The following is a 22,189-nucleotide window of genomic DNA, read 5'->3' as shown; positions in this document are numbered from 1 at the left end:
CTGTTATCCCATCATCGGCCAGGAGGATACATGCCCCGGAAAACACACACGGATTATAGCGCCTTGGACAGCCCCGACGTACTGATGTTTCTCTTCCATCCGCGCAAAACACCCGGCCCTGTGAATGGCGGTGGTCGGTTTAAGGAGATACTGATTCCGGTGGAAGGGGACGTTCATGTCGGCGCCCGTTTTCACATGGCCCATGCCAAAGGCCCCACCATTCTCTTTTTTCACGGCAATGGCGAGATCGTTGCCGATTACGACGATATCGGCCCGATGTTCAATCGACTGGGAATCAATTTCATGGCCGTGGACTACCGGGGCTACGGCTGTTCCGGCGGCAGCCCGACCGTCTCCGCCATGATGGCCGACTGCCATCCAATCTTTGATTTTGTCGACACGTGGAAAACGAAAAACGGATTTATCGGTCCGCTGATGGTTATGGGGAGATCTCTGGGAAGCGCTTCAGCCCTGGAGTTGGCCGCTGCCTGCAGCGACCGGATAGACGGGCTGGTGATCGAAAGCGGATTTGCATGGGCAGGACCGCTGCTGCGGTTGTTAGGCGTGGACCCGGATCGTATCGGGTTTGACGAGTCCAGGGGGTTTGCCAACGTGGACAAAATTCGCGGGTTTGTCAAACCGACCGTAATTATTCATGCCGAGTTTGATCATATTATCCCCTTTAGCGATGGCCAGGCATTGTACAAGGCCAGCGGCGCCGGGGACAAAGTCCTGGTAAAAATTCCCGGAGCCAACCACAACGACATCTTCATGCGCGGCCTCGACAGATACCTTGAGGCGATTTCCAGCCTGGCGGGAAAGCTTTCCTGAACGTAATGGGGGAAAAAAACGCACCGCAATTCTGGTTCTCAGGTCCGGGTGTCCCCTTTTCCACCCGGACCCGATCTTTCGCACAGCTTCCTATCACACCACGGTTTCTTTCACCTGGATGCTCTCCAGCCGAATCATGGCCGCCTGGCTGACGCCTGGATCCTCATCTTTTTCGGCAATCTGCTCCAGCAGCTTGATGTCCTTGAGCCGTTCCACCGCCCGTTTGCGCACGTCGTGGTTGGAATTTTGCCAGCGTGGGACGAAAATGTCGGAAAATTTCATGGTGTGCCTCCTTGATTTGAGGAGTTGCATGAGGATATCTCCCTCGCCCCGCTACCGGTCGCGCAAGGCTCATTTTCACAGTAATACACCCGGCAGGAAGAAGCGGGACGGTTCCCTTTCCGATGATCCTCTCCCGGAAGAAAGGGCACCCTTCCGGGAGCCGTTTAGGCACAATTTTATTATCTTTTTCATTATCGACATCCTTGTATGAGCCATCATCGACGGTCATCGGTCAGCAGGCATGGCTTGAGACGATCAGCGGGGTGTTGAAAGCGTCTGCGGTGAGGCGGTATCAGCGGACGATTGTTAATATCAGTCGATTGTTTAGTAATTTTAAGGGGGTTTTCGGGAGCTGTCAAGGAGAGTTTTGATCGATCGTTCACATCGATATCATAAAAAACCTGGTAATCGGGTAGTCATTTAATTGGAGACTTCAAGGGAAGACGCATACAGAAGGTCACCCACTTTTTGATTCCGGACCGAACGGATCGCACAAACCATATCAAAAATGTCCCCGGAGGCATCATCGCAATGCCGAAAATCCAGATCGATAAATCGACAGGAAATGGTGGTGTTGATTTCTGAAGCAGTCGGGATCTGGCTTCTGAAAGCGGCTTTTAGACGGTCACAGATTTCACGAGAGTGCGCCGATGTTGTGCGGGCCAGCAGGACCACAAGCGTATTTGCGTCAAAACGGCCTAACATATCGATCTTTCTGAAATTAGCCGAAAGGACCCTGGCGGCCTGGCAGATGAAATGCTCCACCGCCAGGGGATGGGTGGCAAAGGCGCCATCACGATCGCAGACGTCCAGCAGGCCAACAACCATGCTATCACCGAAACGCCGTGCCCGGTCGATCTCCTTTTCAAGACAGTCGAGAAATGCTTCACGGTTCAGCAGGCCGGTATCATCATCCAGTTTGCATTCGTTCGACAGGCAATGGTCGGCCTGGATCAGTTTCTCGGAAAGAATGGTGGACAGGTTGGCAAAGAACCGGCTTGCGGTCCGCGGATAGATGCGGCGGATGCGTGCCAGATGTTCCCGATTGAGCGCCAGCACCTCGCCGGAAACGACCGCAATGACAGCCACACAACGGTAACCGGAGCTCATCAGCCCCATTTCACCGATGATATCACCCACGTGGAGGCGATTCACCCGCTTGGGCACATCATCCCGGGGGTCCCCCTCATCGGTCGATTCGGATTCGGTCATGACGGCATCGAACACGCCGGAAATCACCACGTACATGCAGTCAGCCACGTCTCCCTGGCCAAAAAGATGATTGCCGGCATCGATACGGCGTATCTTCCCGGCCCTGAGAATGCGATGGACCTGAAATCGGGTCATCCCCTTTAACAGCGGAACCATCTGCTGCAACCGGTCCCCGCCGATGCGGATCTGGAAAACCTCTTCCAGGGTAATGGGGGAAACCTTCGAGAGCAGGGCCGGCAGAATCAACAGGCCGCCGGACATCGCCGATGCCATGGCCAGCACCATTAACAGGCCGAACACGGCAGTGGGCGTGAAGATGGAGAGCATCAGAATGGAAAATCCGGCGCTGATGGCCATGCTGGTAGTGACGATGGGCCACCCCACCTGGGTCAGGGTGGTGCGCATGGCGGCAGTCGGGTCCATTTCCAGTTTATAGGCCCGTTTGTAGCGGGCCAGGTAGTGTATGGTATCGTCTACGGACAAACCCACCACAATACTGGCAATCAGGCAGGTTCCCATGGACAGATCGATCCCCAGCCACCCCATAGCTCCAAAACTGACCAGGATCGGAAACAGATTGGCCATCATGGCAATGGCCCCTATTCGTACGGAAAGGAACATCAGGTGGATCAGGGCATAAATAATGCCCAGGGTGATTAACAGGCTCCACACCTGACCGACCACCAGATGATGGCTGCCCAGGGACATGATCATTCCGAGCCCGGTCACATGGCAGGTAGTTTCCCCGTTTTGGTAACGGCTATAGTAGGCCCGGATCATTTTCTCCGTCTCCATGAACGCCCTGGCGCTGGACAACCGGGTCAGCATGGTGATGTTGGCTGTCGCGAAATCTGCGCTGACATAACGTGCCAGAATATCTCGACCCAACAGGCTTTTAAAGTTGTTCACCAGCATCCGCATTTCGAAATCGGTCTGGGGAAGCGCGTAATAATCCGGATCGAACCGGTTGGTCACATAGTTCACCAGCATCAGGTAGTCGGCCAACGCAAGCGTCTTGTCCACCCCCGGCACCGTTTCCAGAAACCGCTGGTGGTCGGCAAGGAGCTTGAGTCCCGTCATTGACAAAAAGAAGTCCTCCCCGTTGGCACGAATCTCCAGATGAAGCGGGAAACTGCCGGACAGATGTCGGTAAATATCGTGAAATTGCAGGCTGATAGGGGTGTTGCTTCTGAAGTAAGATAGCGGGTTGGTTTCCACCCGGATGCGCAGAATGCCGACTACGGCGAGCATGGAAAAAATGGCCAGTACGAAAAAAACGGTCCGTCGGCGGCCAGTGATCAAAGTGACCAGTTTATCCACAAGTACCGGAGGAAACAACCGGTTGATGCTATTCGGCCTCCGGCGGCGAATGGTCGGCCACGCTACCACCAGCAGGCACGGGTAAAACGTCAATACCGCCGCCAACATGGCCAATATCCCCAGGCAGGCGAATCCACTGAACTGTCGGACGGCCCCGATGGGAGTCACCATGAGCGAACCGATACCGGCGATGGTGGTGCATACGGCGATAAGGGTAGGAAAGGCCGTCCGGGAATAGGTTTTCTGCAGCGCTTCCCGGGCATCTTCGCATGCAAAGGAGCAGCTTCTGAACTCGCAGAATATATACAGGCAGTAAGCGGTGCCAACGGCAATCAGGAGAACGGGCACCACCACGGTGAGCATATTCAGCGAAATTCCGCACCAGGCCATGGCACCCAATGTCCAGATGTCTGCCACAGCCACACAGAGAAGGGGCAGCGCCATCTCGACAACACTTTTAAACATCAAGAGCAATATCGCCGCAATAATCAAAATCGTGTAAAAAGGTAAATGCACAAAATCCTGCTGTGCATAGCGGGCCAACGCAATGGAGACCGATGGCATGCCCATCTGGTAGCCGGAATAGCCCTCATCGAGCCGGATCAGCGCCAAGTCGACGGCGCGGGTCACCGCTGCCTGGTCTGCATGATCGTCCAAAATCAGAGTGATGCCCGAAACCCGGCGATCCGGTGAGATCAGGTTCCTTTGAAAAATCGACACCGGCGCCGTCATTTGGGCAAACCGTTCCAGCGGCCACTGGTCCTGGGGATCCACCGCCTCTTTGATCTGGGGCAGACTGATCACCCGACTGACTCCCGGGATCTGGTTGAAGGCGTCGGAGAGATAGCGAAGCCGGGTAAAAAATGAAGGGGCAAAAATATCGTCCCCTTTAACCACCACATGGATGATCTCGTCAGTGCCGAACAGGGCTTTGAATGCGTCGTAACGTTGCCGTTCCAGCGAGTTGTTTACGATCAGATCCCGGATAGAAGTCGAAAACGTCAGCATGGGGATTTTAAGCCCTGCCAGAACCGTAAAGACCAGAACCAGGATCAGTGCTCGACACGGTTGTCTGGCAATCCACGCCAACCATCGATCAAGGATAGGTTTTTGAGCGGCAATTCCGGACATCATTGCCTCGGCGGATTGATCCGATTCACGGCATCCATACATTGAACATATCAGGGTAATCGGGTGCAGGCCTACCGGCACCGGGTGAAGCCAGATTACAAGGGCGCATCGAAGACGGGAAGAAGAAGTAAAGGGGCGTTGGAACAAAACGCCCCTTTACCGGATCAGGGTACAGGAGGATTCGGAGGTGCCATAGGCTTGTTCTCCCGTATCTGTTACTTATATACCAGCCGGCAAGGGGTAACAAGCCTGTAATAGCACTTATACTTCCCGTATCCCTGTTAGGGGTTTTTCCATGGCCATCAGGCAGGTACGCAGATTGGATCCCTTGCGGGTCAGCCCCAGTTTTTTACGGATGTTGACCCGGTGGGTCTCTATGGTCTTGTAAGTAACATTAAGGGTATTGGCAATCTGTCGGGTGCTGTTGCCGGCCTTGACCATATGGGCAACGTTGAGTTCAGCGGGAGTCAGATTGATGGTCGGAGATGTCAGGTGGCGGCAAAAAGGGGAAACGATGGATTTCAGATGGTTGTCCAGTATGGTAGCCAGGGCCAGAATCTCTCGTTCCCGGGATTTGGCGATCAGTTTTTTCAGATAGGGATACACCAGATCCCTGAGATCGGCCATCATCTTCGCCTCTACTTCGGTCTTCTCCCGGTCCAGTTTCTTCAGCAGAAATCTCAGTGCGGTGTTCAAGTCTTCCAGTTTTGCCGTTTTCGACTCCAGTTCGGCTTCACGCTGCTTCAGCGCCCGGGCCGTCTTGATCTTTTCCCGGACAACGGTTCGCAGGGTCTTGTTGGCTTCGCTGAGTTCACGGGTGCGCGATTTAACGCGGGCTTCCAGGTCATCCCTGGCTTTTTCCAATTCGATTTCTACCTGGCGGAGGCGGGTAATGTCGGTGGCACTGCCGATCATTCGCCTCACCCATCCTGAAGCATCCCGCTCGGCAATTCCCCGAACCAGAACCCATCGCACCCGATCATGCTTGTCCAGAACCCGGCCCTGGACTTCGAATCGATCGACCAGCCCTTTGACGTAGGCCCGGGAGTGCTCCATGAATCGGGGAACATCCTCCGGATGAACCAATCGCTTCCAAGCGTCCCAGCGGGTAATTTCATCCTCTTCGAACCCCAGAAGGTTTTTCAGATTGGCGTCAATCACCATTTCCCCGGTTTGAAAATCGTGGTCCCAGACACCGGTCAACCCGGCCTCGGTGGCGATCCGATAGCGGGTTTCCCATTCACGAAGCGTTCTCTCCAGCGCTTTCTGGTGAGAGTTGTCGATAATGATCCCCAGCACCCCCACGGGCTGCTCATCGTGGTATTTGACGGTGGAGTAAAAAAGTCCCGGGAAGGTGGTTCCGTCTTTGCGAAGGCAGGTATATTCGCTGTGATAGACCCCTTGGCCGGAAAGAGCCCGGGCAATGTTCGCAATGGCCCGCTGCCGGTCTTCGGGCACGATCATATCAAGGGCGTTGGCTCCAGCTTCGAAATCGGCCTGGGAGTACCCGAACAGTTCGAATCCCTCCTGATTGACGAAAGTAAAGCGCCCGGCAGCATCCATCTCATAGACGATTTCCGGCAGCATCGCCGCCAGTTCACGAAATCGCTGCTCGTTTTCCGCTGCCTTGACCAGGGCTGCCTTCAGGGAGTTGATTTTCCTGCCCTCCGACAGCACATAAACGACGCGGCCGGAATCGTCGCGGATGGGGGTAAGAGAAAAATCGATGGGATCCAGTGTACCGTCGGAAGCGGGATGGGTGGTTTCGAAGCGGACAAATTCACCGTTGCCGGCCTGGATGATGGCCGACTTGAGACGCCCCTGTTCCTCTTCAGAATGGGCCCACCAGGGAGTCTGCCAGAAAGGCTTTCCGATAACCGCTTCGACAGAAACCCTTGCCTGGCGAAGGGCGGACGGACTGGCCTCCAGAAGAACACCTTCCGGCGACAGCAGTCCGATGAACTGAAAGGAATGCTCGAAGATGGTACAGATCCGCGCTGCATGATCGTCCGGCAAAGACGGTGAAGGTGCCATGAAACATCCTCAACCTTGAGAGCGAGATAGATTCCCCCCGGGTAAATCCGTGATGTTCTGTCTTCGACCGCAAAAATTGAAACGGGCTCCGCTACAGACAACGCGTGTCAGATGTTTTGATCCAGGTAGGTGCCGGAAAGCTTCAGATATTGGTCAACCGACCGCTTAAACCGGTCCATGGGCAGGTTGGCCAGTTCCTTTTTCACCGTGGCCGGTGTGCCGGCCACCAGCTGCCGGGGGCCGACGCGCGCACCTTCCCGGACCACCGCACCGGCGGCAACCACGGTCTGTTCCATCACATGGGCATCATTGAGCACAATCGCACCGATGCCCACCAGACTGCCGGCATCGATGGTGCATCCGTGGACCACCGCGTTGTGTCCCACGGTCACATGGTCCCCGATGACGGCTGGTTTGCCGAAGTCGGTGTGAACCGTGCAGTTGTCCTGGATGTTACTGTTGGCGCCAATGCGTATGGATGCCATGTCTCCCCGCAGCACCGCATTGAACCAGATGCTGGCACCGTCACCGATGGTTACGTCACCGATCACGACAGCGGTGGGTGCGATAAACACATTTTTTCCGATGGTGGGGACAATTCCGTTATATTCGATAATGATAGCCATGGTTCTGGATACTGTAAATACAGTGAGTTAGTCAACAACCAACCTACGGAATGTTGGTCAAATCGCGGCATTCCGCAAACAGGATGCAGACAGTGTGATAGCGGCATCGAAGCCTGATGGAATCGTAAAAAGTCGAAATCTCAGATTTATTGTCATCCCCATGGACCGGTCTTGCCAAGGCAGGAAAAGAAAACCATCCTGGGAAACGCAGGCAGCAAGCCGACGATCATGAAACCATGACCTTCCATATTTGTCGGGAAATTGGATGTTTAGATCCGATGCAGTTTCTTGGCCGCTTTATAGACGATCGTTTGTTGTGGCTCAAGCCGTTAATTCGTTAAACCGCGAGATATGTGCCCGGGTTATTCTGGCTGCCGCTTCGGGTTGATGATTCTCCATCGCTCGAACGATAGCAGACAGATCCTGAAAGTCTTTCTCCATCAAGCATGGAGCCAGGTCCAGGAAACGAAAAAAATATCGCTTGAGGCCCAGGGTAGCCTTCAATGCCTGGGAGAATAGCGGGTTTCCGGCGATTTTTGCGATACAAAGGTGGACGGCTTTATCCGCTTCGATAAATTCATCAACCCAGCCACTGCCTTTTGCCAGATAGGATCGCACCGTCTCGAGGCGATAGTTAAGCATACGCAGATCATCCGAGTTGAGCCTGGCAACGGCCAAGACGACCACACCACTTTCTATCTGGTCACGGAATTCAGCAATCTGGTCCAATGATAGCCGATCAAATTGCAGCAGGTCCTCCGCTGGTCCCGAAGTCTGTTTGCAGGAAGGAGGTTTCACAAATGCCCCACCCCTTGCACCCCGACGAATCTCAACAAGATCCTTCTGCACAAGAATTCGAAATGCTTCTCTCACCGAGGACCGGCTTACTTGTAATTCGGCAACCAACTTTCTTTCCGACGGCAATCGTTCTCCCGGTAATAGGCTTCCTTCGGTGATCCGGTTTTCGATCCTGTCGGCAATCTCCTGGAATTTAAATACACGGTAACTTACGGCTTTTGTATCCATCTTTTCCCTTTGCATAAATCCTCATCGACAACCGTATTGCATCGGATCCCCATTCTTGATTGTTATTGCCAGTACATCTTCTCATACGTTAAACCGTCCCGAAGTCAACCGCCTGTTTGTACTATTTTCCAAGACGGTCACTGACCTCCCGCGGCTGTCCCGATGAGCTTATTCGGCGGACTTGGTGGGTGAATCATAAACGGGTATAACCTCAAAATCAGTGAGGTCCCTCTACTTATCCGTCCATTCATCAAAAAGTTCCACGCGAAAGGGGCTGAACCGGTTTTGATCGTTGAAACGATGGGCTATCCGTCCCTGCCGTTTGTTTCATAGACATGCTGAAAGTTGGGATTGGTGTAGAACGAATCTGCAAGGTAAGCTACCGGTGAGTTAATGAACCCAAGAACTTTCCTGCTTAACTGATGAATATCTATATCCGGAAAACAGGAAGCGGTGAGTTCGTGACAGTAGTACTTATTGGGTCCCGGAGTAAAATCAAAATCGTAGGGGATGGCTTTGTTCGCGCAATTTTTAGCGTGTTGGACCGCCCAGGCTTTTCCCTGATCAGGACGCAGGATAACTATACGGTCGGTGCGACAAAAATCGATCAAGTCGATCTCTTGAGCACCTTCTGCAATCGAATGGACCACTTTGCCATCGCCAACATACAGCGCGCTGTGACTGCACTTGCTCGTTCCCTTGGGAATGAAAAATCCGTCAAGATAGTTTATGTAAGCACGCATAATGACATCGCCTGGCTCGACAATAGAGGAAATGTGCCTGGTCTCGGCGCCCTTTATTCGAAAAGACTTGGGCTGATAGACGAACCAGAGCGGGCCTGAAAATACCTTTATGTCCCCAAAGACGGTAAGAAATGCCTTCTTCAGCCGGTATACGTTTGAATCCATGTGGTCAGCCCTCCTTGGCAACCTGGTGTATAGTCATCCCCCCCTGCTGGCTAAACTACACGAAGATGCGCCGCGACAGCGCGGAAATAACCGGCAGCTTCGTGAGTTCCTTTTTCGCCTTCGCCCCTGGCATTGTCTGAAGTTTCCCGAACAACTGCTCTATCTCCCAGACGTGCATGAGCTTGTCTTGAAATTCTTGCGCGTCCTGATCTGGGACGATGCCCTTTACGGTTTTCTTCATCATAGAAGCAAGCGTCTGCAGTTGAGCGCAACTTCCATGCGGATACTTTTTTTCCCGGAGTGACGCGCATACTGACTCAACCAGCGCGGCAAGATCGCTGAAATAGGCGGCGAGCCTCTCTCTGCGATCACGCCTTGTTTTGCCAAAGTCGCTTCGGAGTCCAAAGAGCCCCTTGCCAACTTCAAGAATGGTCTTCGCGATGTCGAGCATGTCATGATCTCCTTGTGTTAAAGAGAATGATCATCCAGGAAGAATGCTTTAAAAAGAGCACGCCGATTATTACAAGAAGGTCCCTCCGGCCCCTATTCTGCCGGCCGGGTCTGAAGATCGCATTCCGGTCCTTCGGCCAACGTGCCCATGAACATGGTTCGATCAAGGACGTCCTTGGAGAACTCCAGCGCGGCTTTCGTCAGCTCCCTGGTGTAGTTGTGAAACAGGCAGGGCTCACGCCCCAAGGCGCGAAAATGAGCCATTATCACAACCTGCCACACGATTGCGCAGGAATGGATCGACAAGAGTTCCTCCTCAAGGATGGTTCTGCGCCGACTGACCCTGAAATACCTGAGTGCGATCAGAACCAGCATGACGACCAGGACCGACGTAAGCACAGTGATTTCTTTGGACGTTAAAAAAGCAGGGCCGGTTACGCCACGGGGAGGCATGAAGATGGCGATGACCAAAGGTAGAAGCAGAATATATTGCATGATCAGGATCATGCTCAGAATATTCTTGAGATAGGTTCCTGCATGATAGATGCTCACGACCTTTTCGCCAGTTTTCTTCATGTCATTCTGCTCGTGTGTTATATTTGTACTGTCATCGAAAATGGATAGGGGAACGGACGTGATTTCCTTCAGGAGGAACCACGCATATTTATTGTTATGCGTCCCTTGCTCCTGCTGATTGATTTTTTCGATTTCTTTTTTTAATTTCTTTTTCAATTTGTAGGCAAATGGCCAGAAATAGTTGACCCACCGGAAAATGCAGGTTGAATGAAAAATACGGGAAATCGAGTTGGTCTCCGGTGTTTCGTAAATTTTACGAAACAGGCAGGTCTGCACAACCCGCCAGGCACGCTGCGCTTCCTCCCAGGGGACCCTCCGGTATTCATCTTTCCAGATAATGTTTCCCTGCTTGTCCTTCAATTCATCGAAATGCCTGGATCGCGCCAGGTGGAGCTCGTACCCATACAGCCGATTCGCGGTTGGATATTTGTATATTCCGACCCTGCAGATGATCATCAACAAAATGATCACGGGGATACCGGACAACACAATCAGGGGGAATTTTTCCATTGTTCCGAAGATGGCCGTCAGCACCAGCGAGCTGAAAACCAGCGCCTGCATCGAATAGGTGGTGAAACAGCCTTTGACGTCCCCGGCCTCTTCCCTTAATTGTTTGATCAACGCTGCCTCTTCAAGCACGAGCTACCTCCATAAAGACGTAAATTCTTTAAACGAATGTTGTTAAAAGCCCACGCAGATCATGGAAAATTATGTTGCTTATAAATTGATTGATGCCCCGCTTACCTCCCATTTTATCTTATTATGTCAATTAGTTGGTTTGGTCTGATAATCATTAAAGGGCTTATAACGAGTTGCTGAGAAAGAGACACCCCCCTGAACATAGCAGAAATGACCTGCTATGATGCCAGCGTTTTTTCCCGAAAACGCTAATGGATTTAGGAGGTGTCTCATGCAAACTTACGCCGGTATCGATCTTCATTCAAGCAATAACTACATTGGAGTTATCAACTCAAAGGACAAAAGACTCTAAGGCAAAAGGCATGAAAACAACACCAAACATGTTCTTGGGGCATTATCGCCTTTTCGTAAAACGCTTGAAGGCGTTGTGGTCGAGTCCACTTACAACTGGTATTGGCTGGTTGACGGTCTTCAGGATGCCGGCTTCAAAGTGCTCCTGGCAAATCCGTCAGCAATTCAACCGTACACCGGGCTAAAATACACTGACGATAAATGGGACGCTTACTGGTTAGCGCATCTCCTGCGGCTGGGTCTTTTGGCACAGGGTTACATCTACCCGAAGGAAGATCGGCCCATACGGGACATGCTCAGAAGGCGGCTGATGTTCGTTCGCAAGCGCACCACGCAGATCCTCAGCCGTTAGAGCATGATTACCAGACAGCGGGGTTTGAACTATCCCGGCAGTTCCATCAAGGAGTTCAGAGACGACTTGGTCGAACGCCAATTCGATGACCCGTACTTGCTACTCCTGGCCAAGAAAGAGATGTCCACGATCCGCCACATAGGCAGCGTCGTCAACGAGATCGAGTCAGCGGTCACTGCGAAAGTATCGCTGAAAGATGAATACCGGATGCTGCTGACCACACCTGAAATCGGCCAGATCCTCGGGTTAACCATCATGCTTGAAGTCGGCGACATCCGCAGATTCAAAAAAGCCGGCAACTATTCATCCTATTGCCGTTGTGTGGAAAGCAAGAGAATCTCCAACGACAAAAAGAAAGGGGCTAACAACAAGAAAACGGCAACCGCTATCTGGCACGAGCGTATGTCGAGGCGGCGCATCATGCGGCCAGAAGCAATCCGCAGGCTCAACGTTTCTTTCAGCGTAAGATGTCAAAGAGCAACCGGACGCTGGCCACGAAGGCTTTGGCGAACAAACTGACAAAGGCAACGTACTCTATGATCCGTGATCAAGTTCCCTTCGATTCAGTAAAACTGTTTTAGTAATAAGTTCGGGTGCGGCAGTGAACCGGTCCGGGGACTGGCAAAATAACCATCTGGTCTGATTGGAGACTGCCTGCACCCACCGCTTGTTTCTATTGTTGATCCGCCTATATCGACAGCCATCACGGGGCTGGTTTAAAACCACTGATCTGTGACAAAAATAATTGGAGTCGATATGGTACCGAGGAATATCTGGGGTCCACATGGGCCAGGGGCATAACCGGCAGCATCGGTACTTTGCCTTGAACCAAATGGGTGACTGATGCGGGTCACAGACCACGCGATCCATCGTTTGAAATCCCGGATGCGGTTCATGCTAAAAACAGAGGTCGTAGTAGCTGGTAATGCTTAGTGTGCACCAGAAAACGGGGCTTTACAGTTCCCATGGTGAGGCGTTTTCTCTGTCGACACGCCCTTTAATGGGCGACCCTTGATCTCTTTTCCCTCCTTTTCCCCTGGATATATTAACTCAACCAATTTTTGAACGGATGGTTGTTTTAACCAATTACACTCGTTTGGTGCCAAAGTGCGAGAAGCAGTCAATGCACGTAAAACGCAATTCTGACAGAAATATAAGAACTTACATGAGCCACATGTTTTTTGATTTGGTGTCTTAATCTTGGAAAAGAATTCAGTTGTTTCATTACTAAATACTGCTTCAGGAGTTTGATTTGCCAAAGAACCAATTACACCCAATTGATCATCAAAAGTAACGCAGGGGCGTATATTTCCTGCCGGATCCATCGCATATGTTCTGTGCCCTGCTCCGCAACCCCCTGGTTGTTTCATCCTTTGTTGCTGTGACTCATTTAAAATATGGAAAAAGTCTTTGTATTTATTTAACAGATACTTCTCCTTCTCAACTACGAGACTGGCATCCAGATCCAAGAATTCCAGTCTACCACTCGCCCTTCCAAAGGGTAGGATAGCCGAATAAGTGAAAGCCTTGGCACCTAGTTGCCTTGCCAGAAGTAATGTAGGTTCAACATCTTCCCAGTTGTTTCCATCAACTGCCATTGCAACACGCACTAAAAAATTATATTTTGATAGCTGGCGGATCCCGTCGAGTGTGCGTGAAAAACTTCCATGCACTCCGGTGCGCTTGTCATGTTCTTCAACCCTGTGGCTTTCAAGACTAATGTTAAATGCAATCTTATCTTTGATTGGTAGTGCCGAATTCACCAGATCTTGATTAATGAGCGTTCCATTGGTTAGGATAGAAATTTGTTGAAATGTATTACCGCAAAAATCGAGAATTTTATTAAGGTCCGAATGTAGTAATGGCTCTCCACCTGTAAGCTCAACCACCCGCAAACCTTTCTTTGAAAGGCAACTTAAAATATCCAATAACTGACTTGTAGGCAACCGGGTCTCAATATTGTTGCGCCCGGCACTGCGATAACAGAAGTGGCAATGCAAATTGCATAGCGTCGTCAACTCAACATGCATTGCCTCCGGATAGTAAACACCCTGGCTGGAGATCAAGGGAACTTCGTAAATACCTTTTTTTGTCTCTAGGACAAGCACTCGATTTCTGATAAGTTGGTTTATTTCGAGAATTGCCAAAAGTAAGTTGGCATCATCTTCAGCTACTGTTGTATCAACAGCCATTTCGATTATCTTCTTTATAGAATGTTGCCCACCGCAGACTTTTAATAGTTCGATTGTTTTTGGAGAAACTCGAAAAGATATGTCATTGAGCTTGGATTTGACAAACCCATGGTCATCATATACCAGCAAATAGGCACCCTGAGTCAAACGGGGATAAGAATCTATTGCTGAGATAGTTTCAGACATAGTTTATTTCCTGATAACAGCCCACGGCCTTTTCCAGAAATATACAACTAACAGTTGCTATTAAACAAATTATTGGACTTTAGTGGTATTAATCATCTGGAATCAATCCCATTGTCCCTACTAGCGCGCCAAGGCCGGATATAGCATTTGCTTCAGCACAGACAACGCAGATTGCACAGAATCCGCATGCACCACAAGGAGGTATCCTTTCCTCAATAGGAGCATTCAAATCCATCTCAAGAGCAGGTTTGATTTTCTCCATTAAAGCCGCAGGCAAATCAAACTCGACATTGTTGCGTTTCAGAATCATTGACAACGTCACTTTCTCTTGAGTTTTTTCGGACATTGCTTGGTATACATCGGTAAAAAACTTTTCGTATTCTTCCCTGTCTAATTGCGCTTTTGACATTTGCAACCTCCCCTTTTGCATCGAATTCTGTACGTGGACCAAAGACACCAAAGATATTTGGTGCCTGCCAATAAAGAATAACAGATAAGAGCAACATCCCATATAAATTGCGAGTAAAAAAACGAAAAGCAAAACTCAGGTTTACAAAAGTTAATAGTAAAATCTTATTCATCATCCGCTTTATCGAACAGTGGCAATACATTGAAAATTTTCCATGTATTGGCGTATTAAGTGCCAAAAGTGGAAAATGAGTTAAAGAATTTTCCACTTTTGATTTTATGGATATTCCCACACTGGACTACCAATTCAAAACCAACCCGATTAATGTTCATTTCCATCATCGACCTTTCACGCTCCATTCAACGACAACCGCACCGAATTCAGCCGGTAACCTGCGGGATCATCGACAGGCCACCGAAGGTGCCATCACAAAACCATTGTTCGATGGTTTTATTGAGCCCGTATCCCACGGCGTAGAGGGACACTGTGTATTCCATGGTGGGGCCGCCCTCGTAGATGGTGGCCGGGAAGGTTCCGTTGGGCTGGATCATTGGCTTCATGGGCCAGCAACGGCCGATGGAAGGCACGTCCACGATCAGCCAGACAAAGGGCATATCGACCGGCAGGTTGGTCGTGTACCCCGAAACGGTTAAGGTGCGATCGGTGATGGTGTGGGGAAGTGGCGCAGTAATTCTGCCGCCGGGCAGAATCGGCGGGTCCTTGAGCACCGCCGGTATGAAGACCGGCGAGGTTTCGACCGGCGCAGCGTCAACCGCCGCTTTTGTCAGCCGTCTATCCAGGGAATGGATATGCACAGATAGACGCAACGATCCATAAAAAAATACCGCCATGCAGAAAAGAGCAACGGCGGTATTGAAGACAATTTGCAGATGACGCCGAAGTCCACGGCCCTGGGGCCCGGCATCATCCGGCGGTGGATCCTGGCCGGACGGCGCGACCCTGCTGTCCAACCGTTCGGAAGCCTGTCTGGTAATGAAGCGATCTGATGGCATACGGACCTCCGTTGTCTCATCGGATTATCCGACCAGAAGTTTAGAACAACGGTTCCCCGATCCAAGTTGAGGAAGAAAAGCGCATTATCCTGCTTACCTCAAATCTTTAGCAAATATGAACAGCGGTTACAAGGCAAGAAACCGATGCAGAGCCGCAACACAAAAGCAGCCACAACACTGGTCATGGGGACGACACCGGCGGGCATCGGACCTGTCTTCAAACAGATGAATCCCGCCGCTTGGAATTAAACCATCGGCCGCCAACAACCCGCATTCATCCTTGGAAGGGCTATTCAATGAGCTGAAATCTTCGCAATATTATCCTAACCAGCCTGGTTATCCATCCTAAAGTTCTTGCGAAGGCGACCGAAAACAGGTTAGGATCTGTTTGACGTCCAACATGCCATATTTTTTATCAAAGTCATCGCTGCCCATGACATCGGATAAATCACCTCCTTTCCAGCCCCCGGACACCGGTTCAGTCTCCCTGGCTGATGCCAACTGCATCGTCTTGCGCATAGATGCCAGGGGACGCGTACTTTCTCTCAACCCTTTCGGATTGGATTTTTTCGGCTACGGGGAGGCGGAGATTCTGGGAAAACCCGCCGTGGGGACCATCATCCCGAAAAAGGATACAGCCGGCAATGATCTAGAGACAATGATCGACCATTTATTGCGCAGTCCCGAAGACTATTCTCACCAGATCAACGAAAACCGCCGCAAAGACGGTGATCGTGTCTGGGTGGTCTGGTCCAACCGGGCGTTCCGGGATGAAACCGGCAAGGTCACGGAGATCTTATGCGTCGGCAACGACATCACCGATCGAAAAGCTTTCGAATCGGTATTGGAAGAAACCAGGCTTCGGTTGACCGCTACGATCCAGGAACAGAACACGCGCCTGCAGGAAGCCAATGAACGGCTGGAAAAAGAGGTGGCCGAACGAAAAAAAATCCAGCAGGCGCTGGAGGAAAGCCGTGACCGGTACCGGCAGTTGTCCAAAGCCTCCACCGAGGGGATCCTGTTTCACGACAACGGCATTTTAATCGAGTTCAACGATGCCTTTGCCGACCTGGTTGAGTGTCCTCGGAAAGAGTTGATCGGCATGGACATCATCCGCCATTTTGTTTCAACCGATGACCAGGAGCAGGTTCAACGAAAATTAGCTTCCGACGATGACCAGATCTACGAAATCACAGCCCGATCAGCCACTGGCCGGACGTTTCCCGCAGAATTGCGTTCCCGTTCAGGGGAATTGGCAGGCCGGCCGTATCGGGTGGTCACCGTGAGAGACATCACCCACCGCAAAAAAACGGAGCGCCAGCTGATCCAGAGCCAGAAAATGGAGGCAGTGGGCACCCTGGCCGGCGGCATCGCCCATGACTTCAATAATATGCTGGCGGGCATTCAAGGCAACGTGGAAATCATCCGTCACCAGCTTTCTCCTCAAAGCCCCCATCAGAAGCGCCTGTCCATCATCAGCCAGATTTTACAGCGGGGTGCCAAACTTTCCGGCCAGCTGCTTGGATACGCCCGGGGCGGGCAGACGGAACTATGCGAGATCAACCTGAATCGCCTGGTTGAAGATACCCTTGAAATGTTCGGCCAGGCCCATCACCAGATCACCATTGAAACCCGCCTCAGTCCGGATACCCCCAGCGTCAGCGGCGACCGCACCCAGATTGAGCAGGTGTTGCTGAACCTGATTATCAATGCCGTGCATGCCATGCCCACGGGAGGGCAGTTAGCCATCGAAACTCATGTCACCGTCCTCAGTGCCAAAGAAAAACGGGAATACGAAATTATTCCAGGCCGCTATGCCATGTTATCGGTGCGGGACACCGGCCACGGAATGGATCAGGAGACCCAGAAGCAGATCTTCGAACCTTTTTTTACAACCAAGGCACAGGGTCAGGGTACCGGACTGGGTCTGGCTTCCACTTACGGTATCGTCAAAAACCACAAAGGGTATATCGAAGTCTTCAGTGAACCGGGCCTGGGATCCCAATTCAACGTGCTGCTGCCGATGTCAGACCGCGCCGACAAAACTGCCGGCCTCGTCGACGCCATGACGGGAAAAGGGTCCGAGACCATAATGATCGTGGATGACGAACAGGACTTTCTCGATATGGGTCGCGACATGCTGGTCCTTCTCGGATATACGGTCATCACCGCCGGCAACAGCCAAGAGGCAATCGCCCGTTTCCAGGAGCAGGCCGGAAAGGTCAAACTGGTGATTGTGGACATGATCATGCCCGGACCTGCTGTCGATGACACGATCCGCCGCATTAAAGAAATAGACCCGTCCGTCCCCGTGCTGCTGTCCAGCGGATACAGTCAGGACGGAGAAGGTGCCCGCAAACTCATGCTGCGATGCAACGGGTTTATTCAGAAGCCCTTCCGCCTCGCCTCGCTGTCAAAAAAAGTCCGGGAACTGCTGGGAAGCGCGCAAAATGAAAATCCATGATATCGGCGGCGAGTTTGCCCTGATCGACCGACTGGCCCGGCAATCCCAGGTCAATCATCCCGACCTGGTGGCCGGCATTGGCGACGATGCGGCCGTCATCGGCGGATCGTTCCCGGATGGCGATTATCTGCTGGTTACCACGGACATGCTGGTGGAGAACAGCCACTTCAGACGAGACTGGGCCACACCCTTGCAGATCGGCATCAAGTCCGTGGCCTGCAATGTCAGCGACATTGCCGCCATGGGCGGTACCCCTACGTTCATGTTTGTCTCCCTGGCCCTGGCACCGGACACCGAGGTCGGCTGGGTGGAATCGCTTTACAAGGGAATGGCCGAAGCCTGCCGGCGCTACGGCGTGGTGCTTGCCGGCGGTGATACGACCCACGGTGAGGCGGCTACCATCAGCATCACCCTGCTGGGTCGGGTGTCACCCGAAAACCTGCGCCTGAGAAGCCACGCCCGCCCCGGTGAACTGTTGTGCGTCACCGGACCCCTGGGTGGGTCCGCCGCCGGTTTGGCCCTGCTGGCTGCGGGCCTGGAACCGCCCCCCTATTTGAAGGAAAAACACCTGGCCCCCGTTTGTCGGCTGGACGTCTCACCGGGAATTGCTCCCGTGGCCCGGGCCATGGTCGACATCAGCGACGGCCTGGCCGCCGAGGTGAACCATATCTGCGATCAAAGCGGCACCGGTGCCGAGATTGCGGTGGCGGACATCCCCATCGATCCGTCGGTACGCCTGGCCGCCAGTCTGACCGGAAAGGACCCGCTTGATTTTGCATTGTCGGGCGGTGAGGATTTCGAACTGCTTTTTTCCATTTCACCGGAAAACAAGCAACTTCTTGAAAAAAAGGGGCTTCAGGTGATGGCGATCGGATGGGTTACCGAAGCGGAGTCAAACCGCATGCTTTCCTTTCCCGACGGAAAACGGATTCCTCTTTCCGGCGGATACAATCATTTCTCCTGAGCCAACGACTCCAAGCTTTCCCAGCGGGCGAAAGCATTTTCCAGTTCGCGCTCCAGTTGCGCCAGTTCCTGTTTCACGGTCGTGATGGATTCACCGTTCTGCCGGTAAAAGTCCGGGGCGGACATGATCCGAAAAATTTCCTGCTGGCGGGCTTCCAATGATTCGATCCGGCCGGGCAGGGATGACAGCTCGCGTTTTTCCATGTAGCCGATTTTTTTTCGGGCAATCACCGGGGGCGAGGCGGTTTTCTTAGCCCGGCCCGGCAACGGCTTTTCAGACCGTGGGGCGATTTCCACCGGCCGCTGGACCAGCCAGTCATCGTATCCACCGGCGTATCCTTCAATCCGGCCGGGCCCTTCGAATACCAGCGTACTGGTAACCACATTGTTGATAAATGTCCGGTCGTGGCTGACCAGCAGCACCGTGCCGCTGTAGCTCAGAAGCAGTTCTTCCAATAATTCAAGGGTTTCCACATCCAGGTCGTTGGTGGGTTCGTCCAGCACCAGAACATTGGCCGGCCGGGCAAAAAGTTTGGCCAGCAGCAGGCGGTTTTTCTCACCACCTGAAAGCACCCATACCGGGGTTCGAGCTCGCTGGGGAGAAAAAAGAAAGTCTTTCAGATAACCGATGACATGGCGATTTTTTCCGCCAACGTCCATCATGTCACCCTCCGGAGAGACATTTTCCTGAACGGTCTTGTTCTCATCCAACTGCCCCCGCAACTGATCGAAGTAAACCACCTCCAGGTTGGTGCCGCGTTTGATCCGGCCTTGCTGGGGTGACAGCTCACCCAACAGCAAACGGATCAGGGTGGATTTGCCGGCACCGTTATTGCCCAGGATACCGATGCGGTCACCCCGCATGATGGTGCAGGAAAATTCCTTGACGATGGTCCGATCCCCATAGGCAAAGGTCAGATCCGTGGCCTCGACAACCGTTTTTCCGCTTCGTTCGGCTTCATCCAGGGCCATGCGCACGCTTCCGGTGCGGTCCCGCCGGATGCGGCGAAGCTCGCGAAGCTTTTCCAGCGCCCGCACCCGCCCTTCGTTGCGGGTTCGACGCGCCTTGATGCCCTGCCGGATCCACGTCTCCTCGGCGGACAGCTTCTTATCGAACCGCTGGTTTCCCTTCTCTTCGGCCTCCAGGCGTTCCTGGCTGCGCTGTTCATAGGTGTCATAATCACAGTCCCAGGAATTCAGCTCCCCCCGGTCGATCTCCACGATGCGGGTGGCCAGGCGGCGGATCATCATCCGATCATGGGTGATCAGAATCAGCGTGCCGTTCCACTTGAGCAGAAACGACTCCAGCCAGTCGATGGCCGCCATGTCCAGGTGGTTGGTGGGTTCATCCAGCAGCAGAATATCCGGCCGCACCACCAGCGCCGCGGCCAACAGGACCTGCCGCTTCATGCCGGCGGAAAAGTTGCTCACCTCACCATCCACCGCCAGGTTCATCTCAGAAATGATGCGCTCCGCCTGCTGCTGGATCTGCCAGCCGTCTTCACTGTCGATGGTCTGCTGCAGCTCCATCAACTGTTTCGGGGTGTCCTCGGCCGGTCCGTCGCCCGATTCGTTCAGATCGCACAGGCGGCGATACGCGGCCAGCCGCTCTCCCCGCGGGCCCATTCCTTGACAGATGACGTCGAATACCGTCCCGTGAAGGTCTGCGGGAACGCCCTGGGCCAGACCGCTCACCGTAAGGTCCTGGGATCGCATCACCTCTCCGCGATCCGGTTCCAGGCGGCCGCCGATGATGCCCATAAGCGTGGTCTTACCCACACCGTTTCTGCCCAGCAGGCAGATCCGCTCGCCGGAGGCCACCGTCAGGTTCACTCCGTCCAGCAATGGCTCAGTGCCGAAGCTCATGCTAATATCGCGAAGGGTAATCAGTGCCATCGTTATCCCTTTTTCACAAACGTTTGCTTTGCCCCAAGACGATGAACGTCAAACGTCGACCGTCCAACGTCGAATTTTAAATAAGGCATTCCGCCATTTTTAAACTGGCGGAACGAAGCGACTTCATCATTCGATGTTCGACGTTCAAAAAAGTGTATCAATCAATAGAGTTCATACTTGACCAGCCGCCCGTCCAGACCGCCGTTTTTCAACGGTTTTTTCCAGGCGGGTTTCAACCCGATCCGCTTGATCATCTCGCGGTCGCCAAAATAGAGGTACGCTTCCGATCCTTTGCAGCGTTGCTTTAAGAAGTCGCCCAGTTCCCGGTAGAAATCGTCCATCGTGTCCTGGCTGTCCTGCCCTTTCATGCGGATGCCGTAAGGCGGATTGCACAGGATGATCCGGTCCTCCAGCCCTTCGATCTGCCTGAAATCCATACGCAAAACATTAATCGTGCGTGCATGGGGGACCATCTTGCAGTTGGTGCGGGTCGCCGAAACGGCCTGGGAATCGATGTCGCTGGCGTAAATCAGGCGGTCCTGCAGTTTCCGAATCCGGCTGTCCGCCTCGCCCTTGACCGTTTTCCATATCCGGGGGTCGAATTCGGGAAGCTGCTGAAAACCAAAGCGATGGCGAAGATGGCCGGCGGGAATTCGGCAATAAGCCATCGCCGCTTCGATGATCAGGGTGCCCGAGCCGCACATGGGATCCGCCAGAGGCACCCGACCGTCCCATCCGGACAGGCGCACCATGGCGGCGGCCACCGTCTCCTGCATGGGGGCGTCGCCACTGCGGGTCCGGTATCCCCGACGATGTAGGCTGCCGCCGGAAGTGTCGATGCTGATGGTCCCCCGATCCTTTTCCACATGGAGGTTGATCCACAGGTCGGGCGTTCGCGGATCGACGTTCGGCCGCCTCCCGAATGCGTCACGGAACTGATCGGCCACCGCATCCTTGAGTTTCAGCCCGGCAAACTGCGAATGGGGTACGGTACTGCCGGCAGTGCTGGCAAAAACGGCAAAGGTCTGATCCAGGCTGAAAAAACGTGTCCAGTCGATGCGTTGGGCCGCCCGGTATATGGCTGCGGCATCCGGGCAGGCGAAGGATTGTATCGGTGCGAGGACGCGGGTAATCAATCGGGCGCAGTAATTGATGCGGTAAAGCGACGAACGATCCGCCATGAAATGGATCCCGCGCCGGACCGGCCGGGTATCGATCGCACCCAGTTCAGTCAGCTCCTCAGCTCCGATCGATTCCAAGCCATCGGCAATCTGGGCAAAATAAGCGTTATGGGTCTGATCGTCTATCATGGATGGGTCACCTGCGGG

At 53.0% G+C, this 22,189-nt stretch carries 17 protein-coding genes and 1 pseudogene; 5 read left to right on the top strand and 13 right to left on the bottom strand.

Features of this window, described 5'->3' with window-relative positions; genetic code table 11:
* Positions 1-30 precede the first annotated feature (30 nt).
* A complete protein-coding gene (locus tag ACHZBS_RS25345; RefSeq protein ID WP_319409330.1) occupies positions 31-831 on the top strand; it encodes an alpha/beta fold hydrolase in 801 nt (266 codons plus the stop codon).
* A gap of 93 nt (positions 832-924) precedes the next feature.
* On the opposite strand, the gene ACHZBS_RS25340 is transcribed toward ACHZBS_RS25345, so the two are convergent.
* From ACHZBS_RS25340 to ACHZBS_RS25305, 8 genes are all read right to left on the bottom strand, one after another.
* Entirely contained in the window at positions 925-1,113 is a 189-nt protein-coding gene (locus tag ACHZBS_RS25340) for a hypothetical protein (RefSeq protein ID WP_319409329.1), read from the bottom strand.
* Between the two features lie 420 nt (positions 1,114-1,533).
* Positions 1,534-4,818 (bottom strand): MMPL family transporter, encoded by a 3,285-nt coding sequence (locus ACHZBS_RS25335; RefSeq protein ID WP_319409328.1) that lies wholly within the window; start codon positions 4,816-4,818, stop codon positions 1,534-1,536.
* 219 nt (positions 4,819-5,037) lie between these two features.
* Positions 5,038-6,810 (bottom strand): PAS domain S-box protein, encoded by a 1,773-nt coding sequence (locus tag ACHZBS_RS25330; RefSeq protein WP_319409327.1) that lies wholly within the window; start codon positions 6,808-6,810, stop codon positions 5,038-5,040.
* A 107-nt stretch (positions 6,811-6,917) separates the two neighbouring features.
* Positions 6,918-7,436 (bottom strand): gamma carbonic anhydrase family protein, encoded by a 519-nt coding sequence (locus ACHZBS_RS25325; RefSeq protein WP_319409326.1) that lies wholly within the window; start codon positions 7,434-7,436, stop codon positions 6,918-6,920.
* 321 nt (positions 7,437-7,757) lie between these two features.
* A complete protein-coding gene (locus ACHZBS_RS25320; RefSeq protein ID WP_319409325.1) occupies positions 7,758-8,462 on the bottom strand; it encodes an FCD domain-containing protein in 705 nt (234 codons plus the stop codon).
* A gap of 305 nt (positions 8,463-8,767) precedes the next feature.
* Positions 8,768-9,370, bottom strand: coding sequence for a YiiX/YebB-like N1pC/P60 family cysteine hydrolase (locus ACHZBS_RS25315; protein ID WP_319409324.1), 603 nt, complete (start codon positions 9,368-9,370; stop codon positions 8,768-8,770).
* A 55-nt stretch (positions 9,371-9,425) separates the two neighbouring features.
* Positions 9,426-9,821 (bottom strand): hypothetical protein, encoded by a 396-nt coding sequence (locus tag ACHZBS_RS25310; RefSeq protein WP_319409323.1) that lies wholly within the window; start codon positions 9,819-9,821, stop codon positions 9,426-9,428.
* 92 nt (positions 9,822-9,913) lie between these two features.
* A complete protein-coding gene (locus ACHZBS_RS25305; RefSeq protein ID WP_319409322.1) occupies positions 9,914-11,035 on the bottom strand; it encodes a hypothetical protein in 1,122 nt (373 codons plus the stop codon).
* A gap of 385 nt (positions 11,036-11,420) precedes the next feature.
* Here ACHZBS_RS25305 and ACHZBS_RS25300 point away from each other — a divergent pair.
* Together ACHZBS_RS25300 and ACHZBS_RS25295 are read left to right on the top strand one after the other, a co-directional pair.
* Positions 11,421-11,738: pseudogene (locus ACHZBS_RS25300) on the top strand (transposase); the annotation flags it as partial.
* A 3-nt stretch (positions 11,739-11,741) separates the two neighbouring features.
* Positions 11,742-12,257, top strand: coding sequence for a transposase (locus ACHZBS_RS25295; RefSeq protein ID WP_319409320.1), 516 nt, complete (start codon positions 11,742-11,744; stop codon positions 12,255-12,257).
* A gap of 410 nt (positions 12,258-12,667) precedes the next feature.
* Here the strand turns inward: ACHZBS_RS25295 and ACHZBS_RS25290 are convergent, their stop codons facing one another.
* From ACHZBS_RS25290 to ACHZBS_RS25280, 3 genes are all read right to left on the bottom strand, one after another.
* Positions 12,668-14,116, bottom strand: a complete 1,449-nt coding sequence (locus ACHZBS_RS25290) for a radical SAM/SPASM domain-containing protein (RefSeq protein WP_319409319.1) — start codon at positions 14,114-14,116, stop codon at positions 12,668-12,670.
* An 88-nt stretch (positions 14,117-14,204) separates the two neighbouring features.
* Positions 14,205-14,525, bottom strand: a complete 321-nt coding sequence (locus ACHZBS_RS25285; RefSeq protein WP_319409318.1) for a hypothetical protein — start codon at positions 14,523-14,525, stop codon at positions 14,205-14,207.
* Positions 14,526-14,905: 380 nt separating this feature from the next.
* Entirely contained in the window at positions 14,906-15,538 is a 633-nt protein-coding gene (locus ACHZBS_RS25280; RefSeq protein ID WP_319409317.1) for a hypothetical protein, read from the bottom strand.
* Positions 15,539-15,971: 433 nt separating this feature from the next.
* Here ACHZBS_RS25280 and ACHZBS_RS25275 point away from each other — a divergent pair, with 433 nt between their 5' ends.
* A complete protein-coding gene (locus tag ACHZBS_RS25275; RefSeq protein ID WP_319409316.1) occupies positions 15,972-18,002 on the top strand; it encodes a PAS domain S-box protein in 2,031 nt (676 codons plus the stop codon).
* Entirely contained in the window at positions 17,989-18,966 is a 978-nt protein-coding gene (thiL, locus tag ACHZBS_RS25270) for a thiamine-phosphate kinase (protein WP_319409315.1), read from the top strand. The genes ACHZBS_RS25275 and thiL overlap by 14 nt, the downstream gene beginning before the upstream one ends.
* Here thiL and ACHZBS_RS25265 read toward each other — a convergent pair.
* Complete coding sequence (locus ACHZBS_RS25265; RefSeq protein ID WP_319409314.1) at positions 18,954-20,861, bottom strand: ATP-binding cassette domain-containing protein; 1,908 nt, start codon at positions 20,859-20,861, stop codon at positions 18,954-18,956. The two genes, thiL and ACHZBS_RS25265, sit on opposite strands and share 13 nt — an antisense overlap.
* A 161-nt stretch (positions 20,862-21,022) precedes the next feature.
* The gene (locus ACHZBS_RS25260; RefSeq protein WP_319409313.1) at positions 21,023-22,171 is read right to left on the bottom strand and encodes a THUMP domain-containing protein; all 1,149 of its coding nucleotides are present in this window, start codon (positions 22,169-22,171) and stop codon (positions 21,023-21,025) included.
* Between the last annotated feature and the right edge of the window lie 18 nt (positions 22,172-22,189).

The organism is uncultured Desulfosarcina sp. (genome assembly GCF_963664155.2).
Lineage (GTDB): Bacteria > Desulfobacterota > Desulfobacteria > Desulfobacterales > Desulfosarcinaceae > Desulfosarcina.
The sequence above is the reverse complement of the archived record's forward strand: the minus strand, read 5'-3'. Positions and strand labels throughout refer to the sequence as shown.

Excerpts from the sequence above, each read along its gene's own strand:
- ACHZBS_RS25345 (WP_319409330.1), top strand. The coding sequence starts at position 31 with ATGCCCCGGAAAACACACACGGATTATAGCGCCTTGGACAGCCCCGAC.
- ACHZBS_RS25340 (WP_319409329.1), bottom strand. The coding sequence starts at position 1,113 with ATGAAATTTTCCGACATTTTCGTCCCACGCTGGCAAAATTCCAACCAC.
- ACHZBS_RS25335 (WP_319409328.1), bottom strand. The coding sequence starts at position 4,818 with ATGTATGGATGCCGTGAATCGGATCAATCCGCCGAGGCAATGATGTCC.
- ACHZBS_RS25330 (WP_319409327.1), bottom strand. The coding sequence starts at position 6,810 with ATGGCACCTTCACCGTCTTTGCCGGACGATCATGCAGCGCGGATCTGT.
- ACHZBS_RS25325 (WP_319409326.1), bottom strand. The coding sequence starts at position 7,436 with ATGGCTATCATTATCGAATATAACGGAATTGTCCCCACCATCGGAAAA.
- ACHZBS_RS25320 (WP_319409325.1), bottom strand. The coding sequence starts at position 8,462 with ATGGATACAAAAGCCGTAAGTTACCGTGTATTTAAATTCCAGGAGATT.
- ACHZBS_RS25315 (WP_319409324.1), bottom strand. The coding sequence starts at position 9,370 with ATGGATTCAAACGTATACCGGCTGAAGAAGGCATTTCTTACCGTCTTT.
- ACHZBS_RS25310 (WP_319409323.1), bottom strand. The coding sequence starts at position 9,821 with ATGCTCGACATCGCGAAGACCATTCTTGAAGTTGGCAAGGGGCTCTTT.
- ACHZBS_RS25295 (WP_319409320.1), top strand. The coding sequence starts at position 11,742 with ATGATTACCAGACAGCGGGGTTTGAACTATCCCGGCAGTTCCATCAAG.
- ACHZBS_RS25290 (WP_319409319.1), bottom strand. The coding sequence starts at position 14,116 with ATGTCTGAAACTATCTCAGCAATAGATTCTTATCCCCGTTTGACTCAG.
- ACHZBS_RS25285 (WP_319409318.1), bottom strand. The coding sequence starts at position 14,525 with ATGTCAAAAGCGCAATTAGACAGGGAAGAATACGAAAAGTTTTTTACC.
- ACHZBS_RS25280 (WP_319409317.1), bottom strand. The coding sequence starts at position 15,538 with ATGCCATCAGATCGCTTCATTACCAGACAGGCTTCCGAACGGTTGGAC.
- ACHZBS_RS25275 (WP_319409316.1), top strand. The coding sequence starts at position 15,972 with ATGACATCGGATAAATCACCTCCTTTCCAGCCCCCGGACACCGGTTCA.
- thiL (WP_319409315.1), top strand. The coding sequence starts at position 17,989 with ATGAAAATCCATGATATCGGCGGCGAGTTTGCCCTGATCGACCGACTG.
- ACHZBS_RS25265 (WP_319409314.1), bottom strand. The coding sequence starts at position 20,861 with ATGGCACTGATTACCCTTCGCGATATTAGCATGAGCTTCGGCACTGAG.
- ACHZBS_RS25260 (WP_319409313.1), bottom strand. The coding sequence starts at position 22,171 with ATGATAGACGATCAGACCCATAACGCTTATTTTGCCCAGATTGCCGAT.